The organism is Vibrio sp. 1151_11 (assembly GCF_029478525.1).
Taxonomy (GTDB): domain Bacteria; phylum Pseudomonadota; class Gammaproteobacteria; order Enterobacterales; family Vibrionaceae; genus Vibrio; species Vibrio anguillarum.
The window spans coordinates 79,236-96,914 of record NZ_SHMN01000016.1 but is presented as its reverse complement, the minus strand read 5'-3'; the positions used below and the strand labels follow the sequence as shown (position 1 = coordinate 96,914).

Below are 17,679 nucleotides of genomic sequence, written 5' to 3'. Positions count from 1 at the left end.
CTAGCTTCAGTGCTTCTGCTTTAAATTCAGCAGAATGGAGAATACGTTTTTTCTTGTTTGTCATGGTTCACCTCATTAGTGATTGTACTCACTTAATTAGGTGTCCAAAACTGGTGGTGCGGATCATTTTTGCTTCTACTTCAATTTAATAATACTAAAGTGCGCATTATATATCTTATGTTCAATAAATAATGACAAAATGAAAGCCCCATGCCTTTATGCGCTTTCTAGGGATGTAGCCATTAAACATAATCAGTATTTACCATAAAATACCTAATAACTAGTCTGATAATCGGAGATTTCATTCTAGTTATTAATACGTTAATTTCCGGCTAGTTTAACTATGAAACCTTTCTTTTCTAAATAAGCTTTAATTTTGTCTCGAGCATCACCCTGGATCTCTATTTCACCATCTTTTACTGAGCCACCACACCCACAACTTTTCTTGATTTCTGCCGCGAATAGCTTTAGTGCAGTATCATCTAAATCCAAGCCGGTCACGATACTCACGCCTTTCCCTTTTCGCCCTTTTGTTTGACGATGGATTCTAACCACTCCATCTCCTTTAGGGCGTTCTATAACTTCAGGCTCAGCTTTGATACGGCCTAAATCCGTAGAATATACAAGTGTCATAAATCATTTACTTCTTTAATTGTTCTGCTTTCTGTTTTGCAAGCAAATAAGCTTCGATATGTTTTTGAATAGCCACTTTTGAACCTTTGATTAAGCGACCATTGAAAAAGCAATACCACCCATTGAGCTCACCTGTATCATTCTTCAGTGTAAAGCCGCCAAATTGCTCTTGTTTACCATTTGGAGCTTCTCTCTTCTTACCTACCGCACTGAACTCTCTAGGATCAATGATAGAGGCAGTATCACACCACCAGTCTATGCTTTTTTTAACTGCCGCAAGGTTACCAGTCAAAACATGGTTTTTGATCTTAACTTGCCATATATCTGTAGAGTTAGGCGCAGATGTAAGGGTAAATCCTCGATACGTCGCTATAGCCATATGTTATTGGTCTTTTTAATTATAGGTTAGTTAAATAATAATTGTATCTTCACCGTTATCAAGTATATTTATCGATAAACCATATTGTTATAGTGCATCAAGATGAAAAAAAACATCCCTCTCATCACAGATCCTATGATTTTAAAACAAAAGGTTACCGAATTTTCCGACACAGTTTGCTTTGAACAATTTCAACATTTGACACATTGGCAATATTCGAAGAACTCCGCTTTGGCCATGACTAAAGATTGGAATCATTTTGTTACATTTTGCAAAATAAGATGTGTTACTCCTCTTCCTGGCTCAACAACAGCTGTTAGGCAATTTATCGAAACGGAAGCTCGTGTGAGAAAATACGCGACTATCAGGCGTTACATGGTCACCATTGGTATCATCCATCACCTACTTTCGATGAAAGACCCCACGCAAAACCGACTCACTCAACTTTCTTTGTTTCGTCTTAAAGGAGAGAAAGGTGATGATGCTAAGCAAGCGACACCGTTAACGAAAAAACATTTATTAGCACTAGATATACAACTTATTCATTCATCTCACAAAAAGGATATCCGCGATCTTGCCATCTACTATGTGATGTTTGAGTGTGCTTTGAAACGAAGTGAGCTTAAAAAACTAAGTATAGGCCAAGCCTTAACTGTGGATGGGCAAATGAAGATCATCGTGGGAAATGTCGATTATTATCTTTCTGAATCGGCCTCTCTTGCACTTAAAAAGTGGCTACAATTACTCAATAAAGAGTCGAACATTGTGTTTTGTTCAATCGATCGCCATGGCAATATTTCAAATAGATCTTTAAATGATGCGTCTATTTTCCGTATCTTACGTCATGCAGGGCAACGCTTAGGCATATTTGAATTGAGGTTTTCAGGCCAATCAACCCGTGTTGGTGCGGCTCAAGAACTGGCGAAACAAGGTTATAAAACTCAAGATATTCAGCAATTTGGACGATGGTTAAGCCCTGCAATGCCAGCTCAATACATTGGAAAGCTCGACATTGCAGAAAGTGAACAGATGAAATTTAAGGTCATTAAACCTTTTGATTGAGTGACGTTGTCACGCAATTGGCTAGAAATTCATGAAACCTATGCCCATTATGCTCTAACATTTTAGGAAACATTGAAATGGGAGTCATGCCTGGGAAGGTGTTAACTTCATTAAGATAAATGTTTCCCTCTGGGGTTAAAAAGAAATCAATACGTGCAAGGTGCCTAAGCTTCATGTGGGTAAAAACCCTAGCAGCACAATCACTTATCATTTCTAATTGATCTCTGGTTAAATTCTGAGCTTGCACTTCAGTCATCGAATGGCTAGTCGCACTGTATTTTTCTTCATAAGTATAAAATGCGTCTTCTGGTGCGATGATCTCACCCGGCTTAGAAAGATATAAAACACCATCAAGCTGATAAGCGGCAACTTCTAATTCCCTAGGTTTCACTGCTTTTTCAACCAGAACTTGTTCCGAGTAGCTAAAAGCCGCATCGATTGCGCTGTTGAGCTGGGAAACCTCGGTGACTTTGTAACAACCAACAGATGAGCCTTGTCTCGCCGCTTTAATAAACACACTTCCCCATTTTTCCAGAGCCTGATTACACTGCTGATGCGCTTGTGCATTATTTTCTGAAAGAAAAAGATAAGGTGTATTAGGAATACCCAGCGCATCGTACCAAAGCTTAGATGTAATTTTATTAAAACTGTTAGCACTGGCTTCTGGACCACAACCTAAATATGGGATGCCAGCCAGCTCGAGCATCGATTGAATGTCGCCCGTTTCCCCTGGATAACCATGAATGCAAGGAACCACAAAATCGATATTGACGGCAACACCATTGGTATTCAACGTTGCAGCATTCGTGTCTAAGAAGCTCAGATCGCCCTTTTCACTGTACCAACCATCGGGTCGCATTTCGACGCGAATAACTTGAAAACCTTCTGTTTTTTCAAGTTGTGCTTGTAAATAGTTGGCTGACACAAGTGAAACTTCATGTTCTGACGAACCGCCACCACATAATAATAGGATTGTTGTTTGAGTCATTAAAATCTGTCCATGCTGCTGACGAATAAACTATAAAGCATGATAATCAATTCAGTGTGAAGTTACACGGTTTTAGCCAAGGAAAACCTTTTTACTGTTGTAACAGGCTAAGTTATAAGCAATAAAGGGGCATAAGCCCCTTTGATCATTTATTCGCGATAAAATCCAGAATCAGTTCAACTTATTGAGTGTCGGAAATTCCGAATTTTTGATGGTATCAATACTTTTGGCAAAAGGTTTCATTGCTTGAAACTCGGTTGGCAGTGTTTTAATTGCTTCAACAGCATCAGCACGAGTTGCGTAGTCACCATAAAGTACGGTGTACCACTTGGTTCCATTCACTACTTTATAATTTTCCCAAATAGGTTGGCCGTCAGAATTGGGCAGTTTACTGGCAAACTGATCAACTTTATTCTGTGATCCAACAGCAACGACCTGAATGGTGTAGCCAAAACGCGGATTCATTGCCGTCTGTTTAGCTGTCGGTGGAATGAGCGCTACTGCGGCTTTGCTTTGAGGGCTCATCTTAACGACTTTTTTCTCTGTATCGTTAGGAGACATCTTCACCACATTCGTTTCGACATTGCTCTCAGAAATTCCAGTAGCCATGCCTTCTTGAGCGACTACTGGTTGCTGAACCGGAGCAACTTTGTACTCTTCACGATGGCTTTCAGAGGTGACATCGGTAATGTATGTATCAGATGCACAGGCAGCCAGAAGCACTGATAAACCGACAATTGTGATTTTTTTCATGAATTGTTCAACGCCTTAAGTAGAAATTACTATAAATCATGCCGATAGCGACGCTCAGAATCAAGCTCGCTTTGTGATTATATACCTTTGTACTGTGATTTATGGCACAAAGTCGCAGTTGTCTCACGACGTAATGATCACAATCAAACCAATATAGTGAACAAGGATAGCATTTGTTCGCTAAGCTAACGGTAATTCGTGAGTGAAAGGTTCATCAACATGAACAATTTAAATCCATTCCTGAAACCAAAATCGATCGCGGTTGTTGGTGCATCAGTACGCTCGCTTCGTGCTGGCAATATTGTGATGAAGAACCTACTTCAAGGAGGCTTCGATGGTGCGATTATGCCTGTCACGCCTTATTATCCATCCGTCTGTGGCGTATTGGCCTACAAAAGTATCGAATCTCTGCCTATCGTCCCTGATATTGCGATTTTATGCACGCACGCAACACGCAACGTCACCTTATTTAAGCAATTGGCAGATAAAGGTATCAGCTCCGTCATCGTACTTTCATCTGATATGTATACTGAAGATGCTCAAGGAGTCGAAATCCAAGCCCAATGTTCTAGAATTGCAAAATCGGCAGGAATGCGCATTTTGGGTCCCAATAGCTTAGGGCTGATCCTACCTTGGTTAAATTTCAACGCTTCGTTTTCTCCTGTCACAGCCTTAAAAGGTAACATTGCCTTTATTTCACAATCTGCAGCGGTTTGTACCACGATTTTAGATTGGGCAAATGACAAAGAGATCGGATTTTCAGCATTTATTTCTCTTGGTAATGCCAGCGACATCGATTTCTCTGACTTGCTTGATTGCCTGAGCACGGATAGACACACCCAAGCCATTTTGCTTTATGTTGATACGATTAAGGATGCTCGCCGTTTTATGTCGGCAGCGCGTGCCGCGTCACGTAACCGGCGAATCTTAGTATTAAAAGGAGGAAGAACGCTTGCTGGACGTAAAGCGGCGCAAGCACATACTGGTGGAGACAATACACTCGACATTATTTATGACTCCGCAATTCAACGCACGGGTATGTTACGGGTGAATAATACCCATGAACTCTTTGCCGCTGTTGAAACACTCACTCACTCCGTTCCATTGCGAGGTGAGCGTCTTGCTATTATTACCAATGGTGGCGGGCCAGCTATTATGGCCGTCGATACCTTGTTAGATCGAGGCGGAAAACTTGCCGATCTTGAAGAGTCTACTTATCAAAAACTAAATCAGTGCCTGCCTAAAAGTTGGTCTCACAGTAATCCGGTCGATATGGTGGGTGATGCGGATCATACTCGCTACGTTAATACACTAAATGTGCTGCTAGATAGTGATAAAACCGATGCCATTCTCATTATGCACAGCCCATCTGCGATTGCGCAGTCTGAACAAACCGCTCAAGCGGTGGTCGACGCCATTAAAGCGCACCCTCGCCATAAACGTTTTAACATCCTAACCAATTGGTCAGGAGAACTTACCGCGCGCCCGGCTAGACAAATATTTACCCAAGCGGGCATCCCAACCTATCGAACGCCAGAAAGTGCAGTTGTGGCATTCATGCACTTAGTCGAGTACCGTCGAAATCAAAAACAACTAATGGAAACGCCGACAACCGCAGAACCCGTCCATGTATCAGAAATACACAGCGCGCAGCAATGGATAGCGGAGCAACTAGGCATACACCCTACCCGTCACCTTGATACGCACCAAATAGGTAAGTTATTTAAATATTTTAATTTTAACGTATTACCAACTTGGATAGCTTCTGATGCCAGTGAAGCGGTACATATTGCCGAGCAAATTGGTTACCCAGTCGTGGTGAAATTGCGTTCGCCCGATATTACGCATAAATCAGATGTGCAAGGCGTGATGCTCAATCTACGCAACCGCCACGAAGTGGCAAGCGCAGCACAAGCGATATTGGATCGCACGCAGATCTCGTATCCTTCCGCTAATGTTCATGGGTTATTGGTTCAGGCAATGGCAAAGCTCGCTGGCGGCGAAGAGCTCAGGATCAAAGTGATTACTGATACAACCTTTGGCCCGGTCATTTTACTGGGACAAGGTGGTTCAGAATGGGATGAATCAATCGATGCCGCCGCCGCACTACCCCCACTGAATATGACGCTCGCTCGTTATCTGATTGTCAGAGCAATACGCAGCGGGAAAATTCGGCTGCAAAAACTACCAGAGCCAATGAATATTGATGGGTTATCTGAGTTTTTAGTTCGTATCTCGCAGATGATTATTGAATGTCCACAAATAGATGAATTAGATATTCACCCGGTTTTAGCCAATGGCAATCAATTCACCATATTGGATGCCAACTTAGTCCTAAAAGATTACCAAGGTGACGGACAAAGTAGATTAGCTATCCGCCCCTATCCAAGTGAGTTTGAAGAAAGTGTGATCCTAAAGGACAACTCGGCCATTACCTTACGCCCAATCTTGCCCGAAGATGAGCCGCATCATGCAGAGTTTATCCGTAACGTATCAAAAGAAGATTTGTACAAACGCTTTTTTTCGGATGTCGGCGAGTTTAACCATGAAGCCTTAGCCAATTTTACTCAAATTGACTATGACCGAGAAATGGCTTTTGTCGCAGTGGATCATACCAATGATCAAGAGAGTATTATTGGCGTTTCACGAGCACTCATTAACCCTGAGAATAGCGATGCTGAGTTCGCCATCTTGATCCGTTCGGATTTAAAAGGAAAAGGTTTAGGTAAAATCTTGCTGCAAAAAATCATCGACTATTGTCGCTTGAAAGGAACCTTACAAATTTCCGGCATGACCATGCCAACCAACCGAGGCATGTTGACGCTAGCGCAAAAATTAGGTTTTGAGATTGAAGTGCATTTCGAAGATGGGACGGCAGATATGGTTTTGATCTTAAATAAACCAGAATAAAGCCGTAGCGATCAGATTTGATCACTGCGATCCGCCCAAAATTTTAACTTAGCACCCAGTTTTTCTTGAGGTATTGCACACACCACGACTTTGCTTCGCCCATTTTATTACGCCGCCATGCCATAATGATCTGCATCGATTTTTCTTCAGATCCGCTGATTGCTTTCAGTTTACCTGAGGCGATCAGTGGCTCTGCTATCTGTTTAGGTAATGTGCCAATACCTAACCCTTCCACTAACGCGGCACATTTTGCGCTGAAATTAGTTACCGTCAGACGCGGCTGTTTTTGCAAAATATTCACGCTCATTGCAGGCTGGTCACGCGCGGTATCGGCAATCGCAATCACTCGATACTTTTGCCTTGCTTCTTCATCAAATGCACCGCTTCGTTTGTGCACGTAATGCGAGCTGGCCGCTACCCAAACCATTGACATAGTTCCTATGGTTTCTGCTTTTACATCTTGTGGTAACGTATCGATACGTGGGCAAATCAGCAAATCGGCTCGATCGGTTGAAAGTGACTCCCAACACCCCGCTAAAATTTCTTCTTGAAGACGGATTCGTGTTTTACTGACATTACCTAACGCTTCAACCATTGGGAAAAAATTATGAATAGGGATAATACCGTCAAATGCGACCGTCAAATCCAGTTCCCAGCCATTCGCTAACAAAGTTGCGTCATTCACCAATTTTTCTGTCGCCGATAAAATGGCTCTACCCCGCTCAAGAATGAGCAAGCCGGCTTCAGTAAACGTCGCTTTATGCCCTGAACGGTCAAAAATAGTGATATCTAAATCTTGTTCCAATTTTTGGATCTGATAACTCAGCGATGATGGTGCACGGCTTAGCTCATTTGCCGCCGCAGCAAAGCTGCCTCGTCTATCAATCGCATCTAAAATATGAAGCGCTTCTAAGGTAATTGGACTTTGCAAAATGGACATCCTTTGGTGAAATTGCAGTGAGTATGCAATAACGAGTATGCCTTATTTATCATCGTTGTGGTATCTCTGACGGGATGGAAAATAGACGAGGAGAACTGGTTTGGAACCAAAAATCGTAGAAATAACAAAGCCAGTTTAATACTGGCTTTGAGACACATTCATTTAAAAAGGGGTAGAAAAGTTATCAATGAGTGAGTCTATTTCTTATTTTCTGACATCTCTTTCTTAACCATGACCGCTGCAGCCACGATAAAAACGATGATTAATCCAAGCTCCATGTAAAACCTCGATAAGTGTGTAAAATTAAAGGCTAAAATATAAACAACGCGATTCTAGCAGACTGGAAAAATATAGACAGCTTTTAACGTATTGCTAACGTTTTTAGCGACTCAGTTCAAAAAGAGCGTGAATACAGAAAAATGGTAATTTTCATCACATCCGTAACTCTAGATTGTTATATTCTCTTCCTACTTGAAGCTACAGCGGTGTTTAACAACGCACCGCCGAACTCAAAAACCCACTGTAAACACTTGCGCTAAAGCCGCCACGCGTTGGCAGTCCCTCTTGAATGCTTGAATGTGTATATGTGTTTCAGATGCCACAACCCATTTTTATTTCGACCGACCTAATTGACCGTTCTGAACTAGATGTTACGTGCAATGGCCACTAGCTCGTCTCGGCAAATTTGCAACCAATATTTGAGAGTCTCTTGCAGCATTCTTACCTGATCACCGATACGGTTGACTTCTTTCAGCTCCTCGTCGGTGAGAGGTCGAGAAGGTAAATTCTCTGATAATGCAGTGAAGTAGTCTACCTGCATTCCACTAGAAGAATGGAAATTCATACCAAAACCGGTAACTGGATTCTCACTAGGATCGAAGTAATAGTTCCACATAGCAAGATCCTCGTTAATGTATTCAATGGTATTTTTACCGTACTTTTCGTTCATAAAGGTATCAATATCAGACAGGCTACCAGTAAGAAACATATTATATTCGTCGCTGGAGATTTCCACAGATGAATCAGTCAGCACACTAGAGAGTAATGCCATACGCATAATTGGAGAGACATCGCCTATGCCATTAGTCCAGTTAGAATACCATTCACTAGCAGTACCCCAATTATCCTGAAATTGCGTTACTAAAGCCCCGGGGCAACCAGAATTATTTTTCATAGAATCAGTAATTGTATAAGCAAAACTGTCCTTGGGTGCGTGGTCATGAATTTTGTTAAAAAGTCCAGGAAGGTCAGCAACAAATTCATTTTGATCATAGTTTTCATGAGAACCATGCATCCCTGAACCACCACACTCCATAAAACGTTGAAGGGCATCTTTTTCATCCGCTGTTAAATTGTAATCGTCAATGTGGATCAATACATCCATAAGCACTAGTTGAAAAGCGTCTTCTAACGCATACCCTGTTAATGGTGATGTTTTTGATATGTCTTCCCACATCGCTTCCATGGAATCTACAAATACACCTAAGCCCATAGCTTGTTGCTGTATCGCTTCAAGTCGAGCACTGCATGCTTCGATACCAGCGGCTAGTGTCAATGCAATAGCATCCTCAGGATTACTACCCACCATAGACTGGACAACTTGTTTTTGATGAGCCGCTACCATAGCTAGTACTTCAGAATCTGCTGATTGCTCATCGACTGATGCAATGGAAGGATCGATTTTTTCAAGGTCTTTCTGGGCTTTCTCAATCGTTGCAAGGTAAGCCTCGACGTTTTGGGGACCCACTTGAGGAGCGTTTCGCTCAATGCCAATGCCGCTGAGTTGAGCATTAGTTATGTTATTGGTTATCATTCCGAGATTCCTAGACTAGATTTCATTCACTTAACAATATAATCATCAGTAAAAGCAGACAATAGACGACTCATAATCCCAGAAAAATCCTACATAAAATGGCTTTATTTCCTAAATCATGGAACTAAATTATCTGATCAGCTAAGTTCACTCAAATACTTAGACCAATGGCCAAGTTTTGCTACAAAACCGGTTAAACAGAACATCGCTGAAAGCACCAACACTCGAGAATATACGCTACCCACTTGCTCGTTGGTGAGCATTTGGATGATATCCCTGCGAAGTCTGGTAGAACACCGGCCTTCGGTACTTAGGTGCAAAAACCACATGATATTTACAATTCCATCGCGTGTGCGCTAAGCTCTCTTCGTCCCAATTGGGACCCCCTTTCAATTCTTAATTAACTCTTACAGTTGCCAGACCACAAGACGTTTTTATCAAATTGAAAGGGGTTATAACTGACTTATAGCCGTAAGCTTTACGGAACCCCCAGCCTAGCTGGGGGTTTTCTCGATACAAAAAAGCGTCCACTAATGAGTGAACGCTCTTATGCAATGGAAATAGTTAGGTTGAGAATTAATTCGTTTTATCTGCAGATTTTTCTGCTCTAATTTGGGATGCAACGATTTTTATGGCTTCTGCGGTACTGATACCTTGAGCCATTAGTTGTTGAATTTTCTCAACAGCTTCTTGCTGTTCTTGGTGAGATAAAGTTGGAATATCATCAAACATTTAAAAAGGCTCCGGTTGATTAGGAGCCTGACTATAGAGATCGAGTTAATAACTAGCAAGGAAATTTATGTAAGCTCCCATCGCATTATCGTTTGTATAGCTAGCTCCAATGTCCAGTTGGAAGAGATTGAGAGGTGAGATCCCTACCCCTGCTGTGATTGTTCCATCAACATTATCGTATGCTAAGTTCTTCTTATATCCTGCTCTTAATTTTAACTGACGCATGATATCGATTTCACCACCTACTCGAATCATCTGTGTATTGTCATTAAAATTAGTGTAGCGCTCTTCTTCATTAAGATCATAATCCACGCTTAATGTGGCATAGTCTGCAACAATGCCTACGCCTACTGTATAAAGTGGCCTCATTTGGTATGCGTAGCCAATATTGATGTCTCGTGTTTTACCGAATTGGCTCTTAAGACTCTTAGTGTAAGATTGAGTTTGAATGTCTCTCTTGACTAAATTGGTTGCGGAAAATCCAACTCTTAAAGGCCCATAAAACCACAATGCGCCGGCATCAAGGTTGAACATGGTTTCACCTTGGCCATTATCTCGTGCATCTTTGATATCGTAATCGGTTACGCTTGCTGAATATACATAGGTGTAGATGCGTTGAAGTTTAGGTGTTACACCAAAGGCAATATGTTGGCCTAAAAATGTTTGGTACTTGGCTAGCGAGAAACCCACTTCTGTTACCCCAACGGAAACAGCGTTCACTGCGCTGAGCTCTGCGTTTTCGACAGTTTGTAGCTCAGGAGTTAATGACGCAGTATTTTCGCCGCTGTAAATATCAGGAGTGACAAACGTTTCGGTATAGGCTTTGGCGAATAAATTAGCCGCTATAAATTGGTTAGGAATGGCAAAGGCGACAACACCGCCAATTTCGGCTTTTAGTTTATCATTTTGTAAATTATCTAAACTTTTCTGCAGCTGTTCAGTATTTGTGTAATCTTTTTTTTCTATGAAGCTTGAAATGCTGTCTAAATCATCGACCATGTGGTCTTCATCATTATAAGAAATCCCGAAACTGGGAACGATCATACCTAGGTCATCGTTACGACGATAAATAGCCACAAGTGCAGGGTTATAAAATGGAGCAGTGAGAAAGTTCGCAGATACAACCCCTACACCACCCATCGCATCCCCTCGCGCCTCTATTGCATAATTGGCTGCGAAGCTGAAAGAGGGTGTAAGTACGACTGCAAGTGGGAGTATTTTAATGAAATTTTTCATAATGTTATAAACGTGTCGTTTCCTTTGTGTCTATAACGGCACATTGTCTATTATCTTTAATTATTCATCTACTGAAACATCGTAGGTTTTACTGATTACTTGAGATTGCTCAATGATAATCGGCCCTTGCCAACGTTGTTGAGTCATTGATACCGCTAGTACATAACGGTCTGCAGCTAAATTAGTGATTTCAAGTTCATTAGGATACTCAGACTCGTAGCGTTGACTCCATATTTCAGAGTATTTTCCATCGATATAATCATACAGCGATACATTGAGTTCAGGTAAAGGACAATATGGATTAAGTAGCGCTTTTTTTTCAATTTGCCATTGATCTTTTGAAGCCCAACGTACAATTTGCTTTGCTTTGGGTTCACCAAGCACAATCCATGCGCTCCAAGATTGCTGATCTTTGGCTGTTATATCAAGACGGTATAAACCCATTGTAATTTTACTATTGAGATTATAACGCTTTAAGTAATGTGCCTTTCCAGTGACGCTGTCACTCGAAGTGGTCGTTAACAAGCTATCGGTTGATAAACTTTTATCAACCCACTGCGCCAGCCTGATATCAGCAAGTGGTTTTTCAGCGTCCACTTCTATATCAACATGAAATGCATCTCTTCCTGGGCTCTGGATCTCTTGCCTATTAATGGTGATTGATTTAAGCCATTCAGGGAGTGGTTTTTTGTCTAAACTTTTACCGCAATCAACGGTTAATGATTGTAATAATAATTCATTGAGATGGCTCTGAATGTTTTTGTTATGTTCAAGCTGCCACACTTCGACAAGTGAGTTAAACATTGCTTCTAAATTATTATTTAAAAGATTCTGATGCGCTTGGGTAAGCGGTGTGATTTGATCAAACCACTCAACATTTTGTGCTTTGGTAGGAATAGTCACAAATGCTATGCCTACCAATAGTAAACGAGATTTCTGCATCACGCTTTCATCTTGTATCCAACACCGCGTAAGGTTTCAATCTCTAAGCCTGGAAGTTTTTGGCGCAATTGCAACACGTGGGTATCTACGGTTCTTGTCGTTGGAAAGTGGTTATAACCCCATACATGATCAAGCAATTCGTCACGCGTAAACACTCTCCCGAGATTGCTTGCTAAAAATAAGAGTAAGTCAAATTCAGTACGCGTTAAGGTAATTGAATCTTCTTTAAAAAAAACTTCTCTTGTGGCTTTATCAATAACAAGATTGGGTGTAACCACTTTCGTGTCATCCTGCCCTTCTGATTCTGGTGAACGAAGTTGGGCTCGAATTCGTGCAAATAATTCAGCCTCGGCAAAAGGCTTGGTTAAGTAATCATTTGCCCCCGCGTCCAATCCGGCCACTTTGTCTTTGACCGTAACAAGTGCGGTTAAAAGAATTACTGGCAACTCTTTTATTTTACGCCATTCTGGCAAATGCTGAACAGAATCGCCATCGGGTAATTGGCGATCGAGGATGACTAAGTCTGCACTGTCCCAATGCTGTTTAACATCTGCAATAGTTTCTGCATGTAAACAGTCATACCCTGCTTGTTCAAGGCTTACTAATAAGCCATCGGCAAGGTTTTTATCATCTTCAACGAGAAGCAATGTCTGTTTCACAGGGGATCTCCAATATAAATGTGGTTGGCGGTCCTGCGAGTGTCATCTTACCACCCATCCGACCTACCATTGATTCTACAATAGTCAAACCTAAACCTAAGCCACTTTTGCTGACAAAAGGTTTACGTAAATTTCTCCAATCTCGATGATTTAACAGACCTTGATCTGTAACTTTGATCGTGATTGAATTTTGTTTAGTTGTTACCTCTAACGTAACTGGAGCAACACCGTATTTTACTGCGTTTCTAATTAAGTTATCGATGCATGTCCCAAGCCAATAAACATTCAGTTTAGCTGCAATATCTTTGTTTATAACAAGATCTATGCTTTCACGAAACTCTTCTTCCACTTTGTATTGTAACCATTCTTCAACGGAAGGTACCCAGTCTGTTGCAAGCGGCCTGCTCTCTGACTGTAAATAATCCTTACTGGCTTCGGCCAGTTGCCGTAAACGTCTGGAATCTTCGCATAGGCGTCTAAACTCATCGTAAACAGTTGATGGTAACCTTTCAAATTCGCGCCTAAATCCTTCAACGGTTAGCGATAGACTTGCAATGGGTGTTCTGAGCTCGTGAGTAAGAATCTGCAGCACCAACATACGACTTTTCATTTCCTGTCGTTTTGAATTCCAACGATAAAGGGACCAGCCTAATACAAGTATTATGTTAGCTAGGACAAGAATTACCATACTTATCCGTAACACGTTGGAATGATCTTCAACATTCCAACAAATGTTGCCTCTTTGAATAAAACAGGTCGAATTTTCCGAGGCCATGCTATAGCTGAGTCCTGCTTTACTCGCGTTGTCTAACCATACGTCTTCGTTAAAAACGTAATACATATCCCCTTTTCTCAGCCAAAGATCGCTGTTCTCTACAAACATGGTTGCACCTGATATAAGTGCTAAGATCGTATCTTCATTCATGTTTTGGATGCGGCCAAGCAAAGAATCCACACTTGCTTTGGTGCGCTCTCGTATGTGCATATATTGTTGCAATTCTACAAATTTCTCAGGGTATTTTTTCACATAACGAGCCGCATATGTTCCACCTCCTGGGTGAATCAAAGCGCTTCTCGCAAACCATTTCGATGGTAATTGAGATCCTTTACAGATAGCTCTCGTGAAGACTAATGGCTCTGTTATGAGTGGGCTCAGCGGCAACTTACCTGTACAGCTTTGAGATAATTTGTATAACAACTGTAGATCTTTTAAAGGGTATTCAGCCGTTTGCGGTAACATTGATTCGGGAGTCAATAAGCGAGTTGGATAATCAACCTGCAAAGTACGGATATCATAACTTACATCAGCGGTACTATAATCAAAAAGCGACGCAAAAAGGTCGATGCGTTCTGGCAACGAATCGGCATAGGTTTGAATAGGTATTAGAACTAAAATAGCCCAAAAGTAGGTCTTAATCGCTTTAAACAAGTTTTATTTTCATTAATGGTTTAGATTAAAAACTATATAACATTATTAACTAATAATACATTGCACGTGTTATATCCATGTCAATAATGATTGCTCAAAAACAGAAGAAGCCAGCATTTTGCTGGCTTCTTCATTATCCTAATCGTAGATGCTATAACGCTTTTGAGATGGCGTCTACACTCTCTTTTGCATCACCAAAAAGCATATAGGTATTATCTTTAAAGAAAAGAGGGTTTTGTACACCTGCGTAGCCAGTATTCATTGAACGCTTGAATACAATGACATTTTGCGCTTTCCATACTTCCAACACTGGCATTCCGGCGATCGGACTGTTCGGATCTTCTAATGCTGCTGGGTTTACTGTGTCATTTGCACCGATCACCAAAACCGTATCCGTTTCAGTAAAATCATCGTTTATTTCGTCCATTTCTAACACAATGTCATAAGGCACTTTTGCTTCAGCAAGCAGTACGTTCATATGGCCAGGCAAACGTCCCGCTACTGGGTGAATACCAAAGCGAACTTTAATGCCTTGTGCACGTAACTTCTCCGTGATTTCGTGAACAGGATACTGTGCTTGAGCTACTGCCATGCCATACCCTGGAGTGATGATCACTGACTTAGAGTTTTTCAGCATTTCGGCTACTTCTTCAGCGTTTATTTCACGGTGTTCACCGTACTCAACGTCTGCGCTGATAGCCACATCTTGACCAAAGCCCCCGGCAATCACACTAACAAAAGAGCGGTTCATCGCTTTACACATAATGTAAGAAAGAATGGCACCTGAAGAACCAACCAGTGCTCCGGTTACGATCAGCAAATCATTCGCTAACATAAAGCCAGCCGCTGCCGCTGCCCAACCTGAATAGGAGTTAAGCATCGATACCACAACGGGCATGTCTGCACCACCAATCGAAGCCACCAAATGGTAGCCAAACGCGAACGCTATCAGAGTCATAATAATCAATGCAAACATGCTGCCACCATTATTAACAAAGTAAATCATTAATAATGTGGAGACAACAATGGCCGCGAGGTTGAGCTTATGCTTATGAGGGAGATTGAGCGACGACGACGAAATGATTCCACGCAGTTTACCAAAGGCGACGATAGATCCTGTAAAGGTGACGGCACCAATAAATACCCCAATGAACACTTCAACCAAATGAATCACGTGTTCAGCGTGATCGAGTACAATTGGCGCATCGATATAGCTGTTATAACCCACTAATACCGCAGCCATGCCCACAAAACTGTGGAGAATAGCCACAAGTTCGGGCATTTCGGTCATTTCTACTTTTTTAGCATAATGAATACCGATACCGCCCCCAATTACCATCGCCAGCAATACCCAAGCTAAGCCCTGCGCATCTGGACGAAAAATAGTGGCGATGAGTGCGATAGCCATACCCGCTATACCATAGTAGTTACCAGCTCTTGCTGATTCCTGCTTTGATAATCCAGCAAGGCTCATGATGAAGAAGATAGCAGCAATAATATATGCGGCTTGTACTAATCCTGCAGACATATATTACTCCCTTAGTCTTTACGGAACATTTCAAGCATACGTTTGGTGACTGTAAAACCACCAAAGATGTTAATGCTTGCAATTAAAACAGCGATAAACGCGAGGAAAGTGACCACACCACTCCCTTGACCTATCTGCAATAAAGCTCCGACCACAATAATGCCGGAAATTGCATTGGTAACGGACATCAAAGGAGTATGTAAAGCATGAGTAACATTCCAAACGACGTAGTAACCCACAACACACGCTAAAACAAAAACGGTGAAATGGCTTAAGAAAGCCGCAGGTGCGACCGATGCGATCCAAGCAAAAGCGCCAACGGCAGCAACTAAGCCAGTAATTTTTTTCGTCGCAGAAACGGGTTCTTGTTTTTTGGGTTCAGGTCTAGTTGGTGCGGTCTTGACTTGCGGTTGAGCAGAGACTTGGATCGGTGGTGCTGGCCACGTTATTTCGCCTTCTTTCACGACCGTCACACCACGTAAAACAACGTCTTCAAAGTCAATATTGATGGACCCATTTTTTTCCTTGCATAACAATTTCAGCAAGTTAACGATGTTTGTTGAATATAATTGAGAGGATTGTGTTGGTAAGCGGCCAACCATATCAGTATAACCGACCACTTTCACACCATTGGCGGTTGTAATCACCTGATCGGCAACCGTGTATTCACAGTTCCCCCCGTTTGCAGCTGCAAGATCGACGATCACGCTACCAGCGCTCATACTGTCGACCATCTCTTTGGTGATCAGCTTAGGGGCTGGACGTCCAGGGATCAAAGCCGTCGTGATAATGATGTCGACATCTTTAGCTTGCGCTGCATACAGTTCAGCGGCCTTTTTATTAAAGTCGTCAGACATCTCTTTGGCGTAACCATCGCCTGAACCAGCCGTTTCTTGGAAATCGACTTCCAAAAACTCTGCACCCATTGATTGAACTTGTTCTTTTACTTCTGGGCGAACATCAAAAGCTCGTACAATTGCCCCCAAACTTCCTGCGGCACCGATAGCAGCGAGGCCAGCAACGCCAGCTCCAGCAACCAGTACTTTTGCCGGCGGGACTTTGCCCGCTGCGGTAATTTGCCCTGTAAAGAAGCGGCCAAATTCATGTGCAGCTTCAACAACAGCGCGGTAGCCAGCAATGTTAGCCATTGATGACAAAGCGTCTAAAGCTTGTGCTCTGGATATTCTCGGCACTGAGTCCATCGCCAGCACGTTGATTTTTTTACTTGATAACTGTTCCATCAATTCTGGGTTTTGTGCAGGCCAGATAAAACTGATTAGGCTTGCCCCTTCTTTGATCAAAGCAACCTCATCAATCGATTGTTTTTCATCAACAATCGGCGCATTGACCTTCAAGATAATGTCTGAATTCCAAACATCTTGTGTCGAAACAATCGTGGCACCAGCCGCCTCAAAAGCCGCATCATCAAAACTGGCTAAAACCCCAGCTTGAGTTTCAATGGAGACGTCGAAGCCTAGTTTGATTAATTGCGCTACCGAACTCGGTGAAGCTGCAACCCGTGTTTCACCCGTAAGGGTCTCTTTTGGTACACCAATTTGCATAGTTATTCCTTGACTATTGGCACAATGATTATTCTGTTTTTATCTAACCACCAGCATAACTGCAAGCAGTTTGTAATAAAAATACAAAATGCTATTACATATAAGGTTAAGTA

The 17,679-nt window shown here is 42.0% G+C and carries 15 protein-coding genes and 1 pseudogene; 2 read left to right on the top strand and 14 right to left on the bottom strand.

What is annotated here, in order from left to right; translation table 11 throughout:
- Positions 1–321 precede the first annotated feature (321 nt).
- Both yciH and EXZ60_RS12710 read right to left on the bottom strand, forming a co-directional pair.
- Entirely contained in the window at positions 322–633 is a 312-nt protein-coding gene (gene yciH / locus EXZ60_RS12715) for a stress response translation initiation inhibitor YciH (protein WP_017045562.1), read from the bottom strand.
- A gap of 7 nt (positions 634–640) precedes the next feature.
- Entirely contained in the window at positions 641–1,012 is a 372-nt protein-coding gene (locus EXZ60_RS12710) for a DUF3319 domain-containing protein (RefSeq protein WP_013867787.1), read from the bottom strand.
- A 102-nt stretch (positions 1,013–1,114) separates the two neighbouring features.
- On the opposite strand from EXZ60_RS12710, the gene EXZ60_RS12705 reads away from it, so the two are divergent.
- The gene (locus EXZ60_RS12705) at positions 1,115–2,074 is read left to right on the top strand and encodes a tyrosine-type recombinase/integrase (protein WP_017049543.1); all 960 of its coding nucleotides are present in this window, start codon (positions 1,115–1,117) and stop codon (positions 2,072–2,074) included.
- Here EXZ60_RS12705 and EXZ60_RS12700 read toward each other — a convergent pair.
- On the bottom strand, positions 2,058–3,062 hold the full coding sequence (locus EXZ60_RS12700) for a D-alanine--D-alanine ligase (protein WP_170888466.1): 1,005 nt from the start codon (positions 3,060–3,062) through the stop codon (positions 2,058–2,060). The two genes, EXZ60_RS12705 and EXZ60_RS12700, sit on opposite strands and share 17 nt — an antisense overlap.
- A 171-nt stretch (positions 3,063–3,233) precedes the next feature.
- Entirely contained in the window at positions 3,234–3,815 is a 582-nt protein-coding gene (locus EXZ60_RS12695; RefSeq protein ID WP_013867790.1) for an SPOR domain-containing protein, read from the bottom strand.
- 219 nt (positions 3,816–4,034) lie between these two features.
- Between EXZ60_RS12695 and EXZ60_RS12690 the strand changes: the two genes are divergently transcribed.
- Positions 4,035–6,725 (top strand): bifunctional acetate--CoA ligase family protein/GNAT family N-acetyltransferase, encoded by a 2,691-nt coding sequence (locus tag EXZ60_RS12690; protein ID WP_277435796.1) that lies wholly within the window; start codon positions 4,035–4,037, stop codon positions 6,723–6,725.
- 43 nt (positions 6,726–6,768) lie between these two features.
- Here the strand turns inward: EXZ60_RS12690 and EXZ60_RS12685 are convergent, their stop codons facing one another.
- The 10 genes and pseudogenes from EXZ60_RS12685 to EXZ60_RS12640 form a co-directional block, all read right to left on the bottom strand.
- On the bottom strand, positions 6,769–7,656 hold the full coding sequence (locus tag EXZ60_RS12685; protein ID WP_064626157.1) for a LysR family transcriptional regulator: 888 nt from the start codon (positions 7,654–7,656) through the stop codon (positions 6,769–6,771).
- A gap of 652 nt (positions 7,657–8,308) precedes the next feature.
- Positions 8,309–9,478 (bottom strand): hypothetical protein, encoded by a 1,170-nt coding sequence (locus tag EXZ60_RS12680; protein WP_277435795.1) that lies wholly within the window; start codon positions 9,476–9,478, stop codon positions 8,309–8,311.
- Positions 9,479–9,766: 288 nt separating this feature from the next.
- Positions 9,767–9,871 (bottom strand): annotated as a pseudogene (locus tag EXZ60_RS12675) (hypothetical protein); the annotation flags it as partial.
- 183 nt (positions 9,872–10,054) lie between these two features.
- Entirely contained in the window at positions 10,055–10,210 is a 156-nt protein-coding gene (locus EXZ60_RS12670) for a YoaH family protein (RefSeq protein ID WP_013867794.1), read from the bottom strand.
- A gap of 45 nt (positions 10,211–10,255) precedes the next feature.
- Positions 10,256–11,446 carry a conjugal transfer protein TraF gene (locus EXZ60_RS12665; protein WP_094163305.1) on the bottom strand — a complete coding sequence of 397 codons (1,191 nt, stop codon included), beginning with the start codon at positions 11,444–11,446 and terminating at the stop codon, positions 10,256–10,258.
- Between the two features lie 60 nt (positions 11,447–11,506).
- Entirely contained in the window at positions 11,507–12,391 is an 885-nt protein-coding gene (locus EXZ60_RS12660) for a DUF2861 family protein (protein ID WP_017042833.1), read from the bottom strand.
- Positions 12,388–13,047 carry a response regulator transcription factor VxrB gene (gene vxrB / locus EXZ60_RS12655; RefSeq protein ID WP_013867797.1) on the bottom strand — a complete coding sequence of 220 codons (660 nt, stop codon included), beginning with the start codon at positions 13,045–13,047 and terminating at the stop codon, positions 12,388–12,390. Before vxrB ends, EXZ60_RS12660 begins: the two co-directional genes overlap by 4 nt.
- Positions 13,022–14,476, bottom strand: a complete 1,455-nt coding sequence (gene vxrA / locus EXZ60_RS12650) for a sensor histidine kinase VxrA (protein ID WP_013867798.1) — start codon at positions 14,474–14,476, stop codon at positions 13,022–13,024. Before vxrA ends, vxrB begins: the two co-directional genes overlap by 26 nt.
- 151 nt (positions 14,477–14,627) lie before the next feature.
- Complete coding sequence (pntB, locus tag EXZ60_RS12645; protein ID WP_017046914.1) at positions 14,628–16,004, bottom strand: Re/Si-specific NAD(P)(+) transhydrogenase subunit beta; 1,377 nt, start codon at positions 16,002–16,004, stop codon at positions 14,628–14,630.
- Positions 16,005–16,015: 11 nt separating this feature from the next.
- Positions 16,016–17,566 carry a Re/Si-specific NAD(P)(+) transhydrogenase subunit alpha gene (locus EXZ60_RS12640; protein WP_088733374.1) on the bottom strand — a complete coding sequence of 517 codons (1,551 nt, stop codon included), beginning with the start codon at positions 17,564–17,566 and terminating at the stop codon, positions 16,016–16,018.
- Between the last annotated feature and the right edge of the window lie 113 nt (positions 17,567–17,679).

What these genes read in the sequence shown, in the direction of transcription:
- EXZ60_RS12665 (WP_094163305.1), bottom strand. Translation starts at nt 11,446, where the DNA reads ATGAAAAATTTCATTAAAATACTCCCACTTGCAGTCGTACTTACACCC.
- pntB (WP_017046914.1), bottom strand. Translation starts at nt 16,004, where the DNA reads ATGTCTGCAGGATTAGTACAAGCCGCATATATTATTGCTGCTATCTTC.
- EXZ60_RS12640 (WP_088733374.1), bottom strand. Translation starts at nt 17,566, where the DNA reads ATGCAAATTGGTGTACCAAAAGAGACCCTTACGGGTGAAACACGGGTT.
- EXZ60_RS12705 (WP_017049543.1), top strand. Translation starts at nt 1,115, where the DNA reads ATGAAAAAAAACATCCCTCTCATCACAGATCCTATGATTTTAAAACAA.
- EXZ60_RS12690 (WP_277435796.1), top strand. Translation starts at nt 4,035, where the DNA reads ATGAACAATTTAAATCCATTCCTGAAACCAAAATCGATCGCGGTTGTT.
- EXZ60_RS12680 (WP_277435795.1), bottom strand. Translation starts at nt 9,478, where the DNA reads ATGATAACCAATAACATAACTAATGCTCAACTCAGCGGCATTGGCATT.
- yciH (WP_017045562.1), bottom strand. Translation starts at nt 633, where the DNA reads ATGACACTTGTATATTCTACGGATTTAGGCCGTATCAAAGCTGAGCCT.
- EXZ60_RS12700 (WP_170888466.1), bottom strand. Translation starts at nt 3,062, where the DNA reads ATGACTCAAACAACAATCCTATTATTATGTGGTGGCGGTTCGTCAGAA.
- EXZ60_RS12710 (WP_013867787.1), bottom strand. Translation starts at nt 1,012, where the DNA reads ATGGCTATAGCGACGTATCGAGGATTTACCCTTACATCTGCGCCTAAC.
- EXZ60_RS12670 (WP_013867794.1), bottom strand. Translation starts at nt 10,210, where the DNA reads ATGTTTGATGATATTCCAACTTTATCTCACCAAGAACAGCAAGAAGCT.
- EXZ60_RS12695 (WP_013867790.1), bottom strand. Translation starts at nt 3,815, where the DNA reads ATGAAAAAAATCACAATTGTCGGTTTATCAGTGCTTCTGGCTGCCTGT.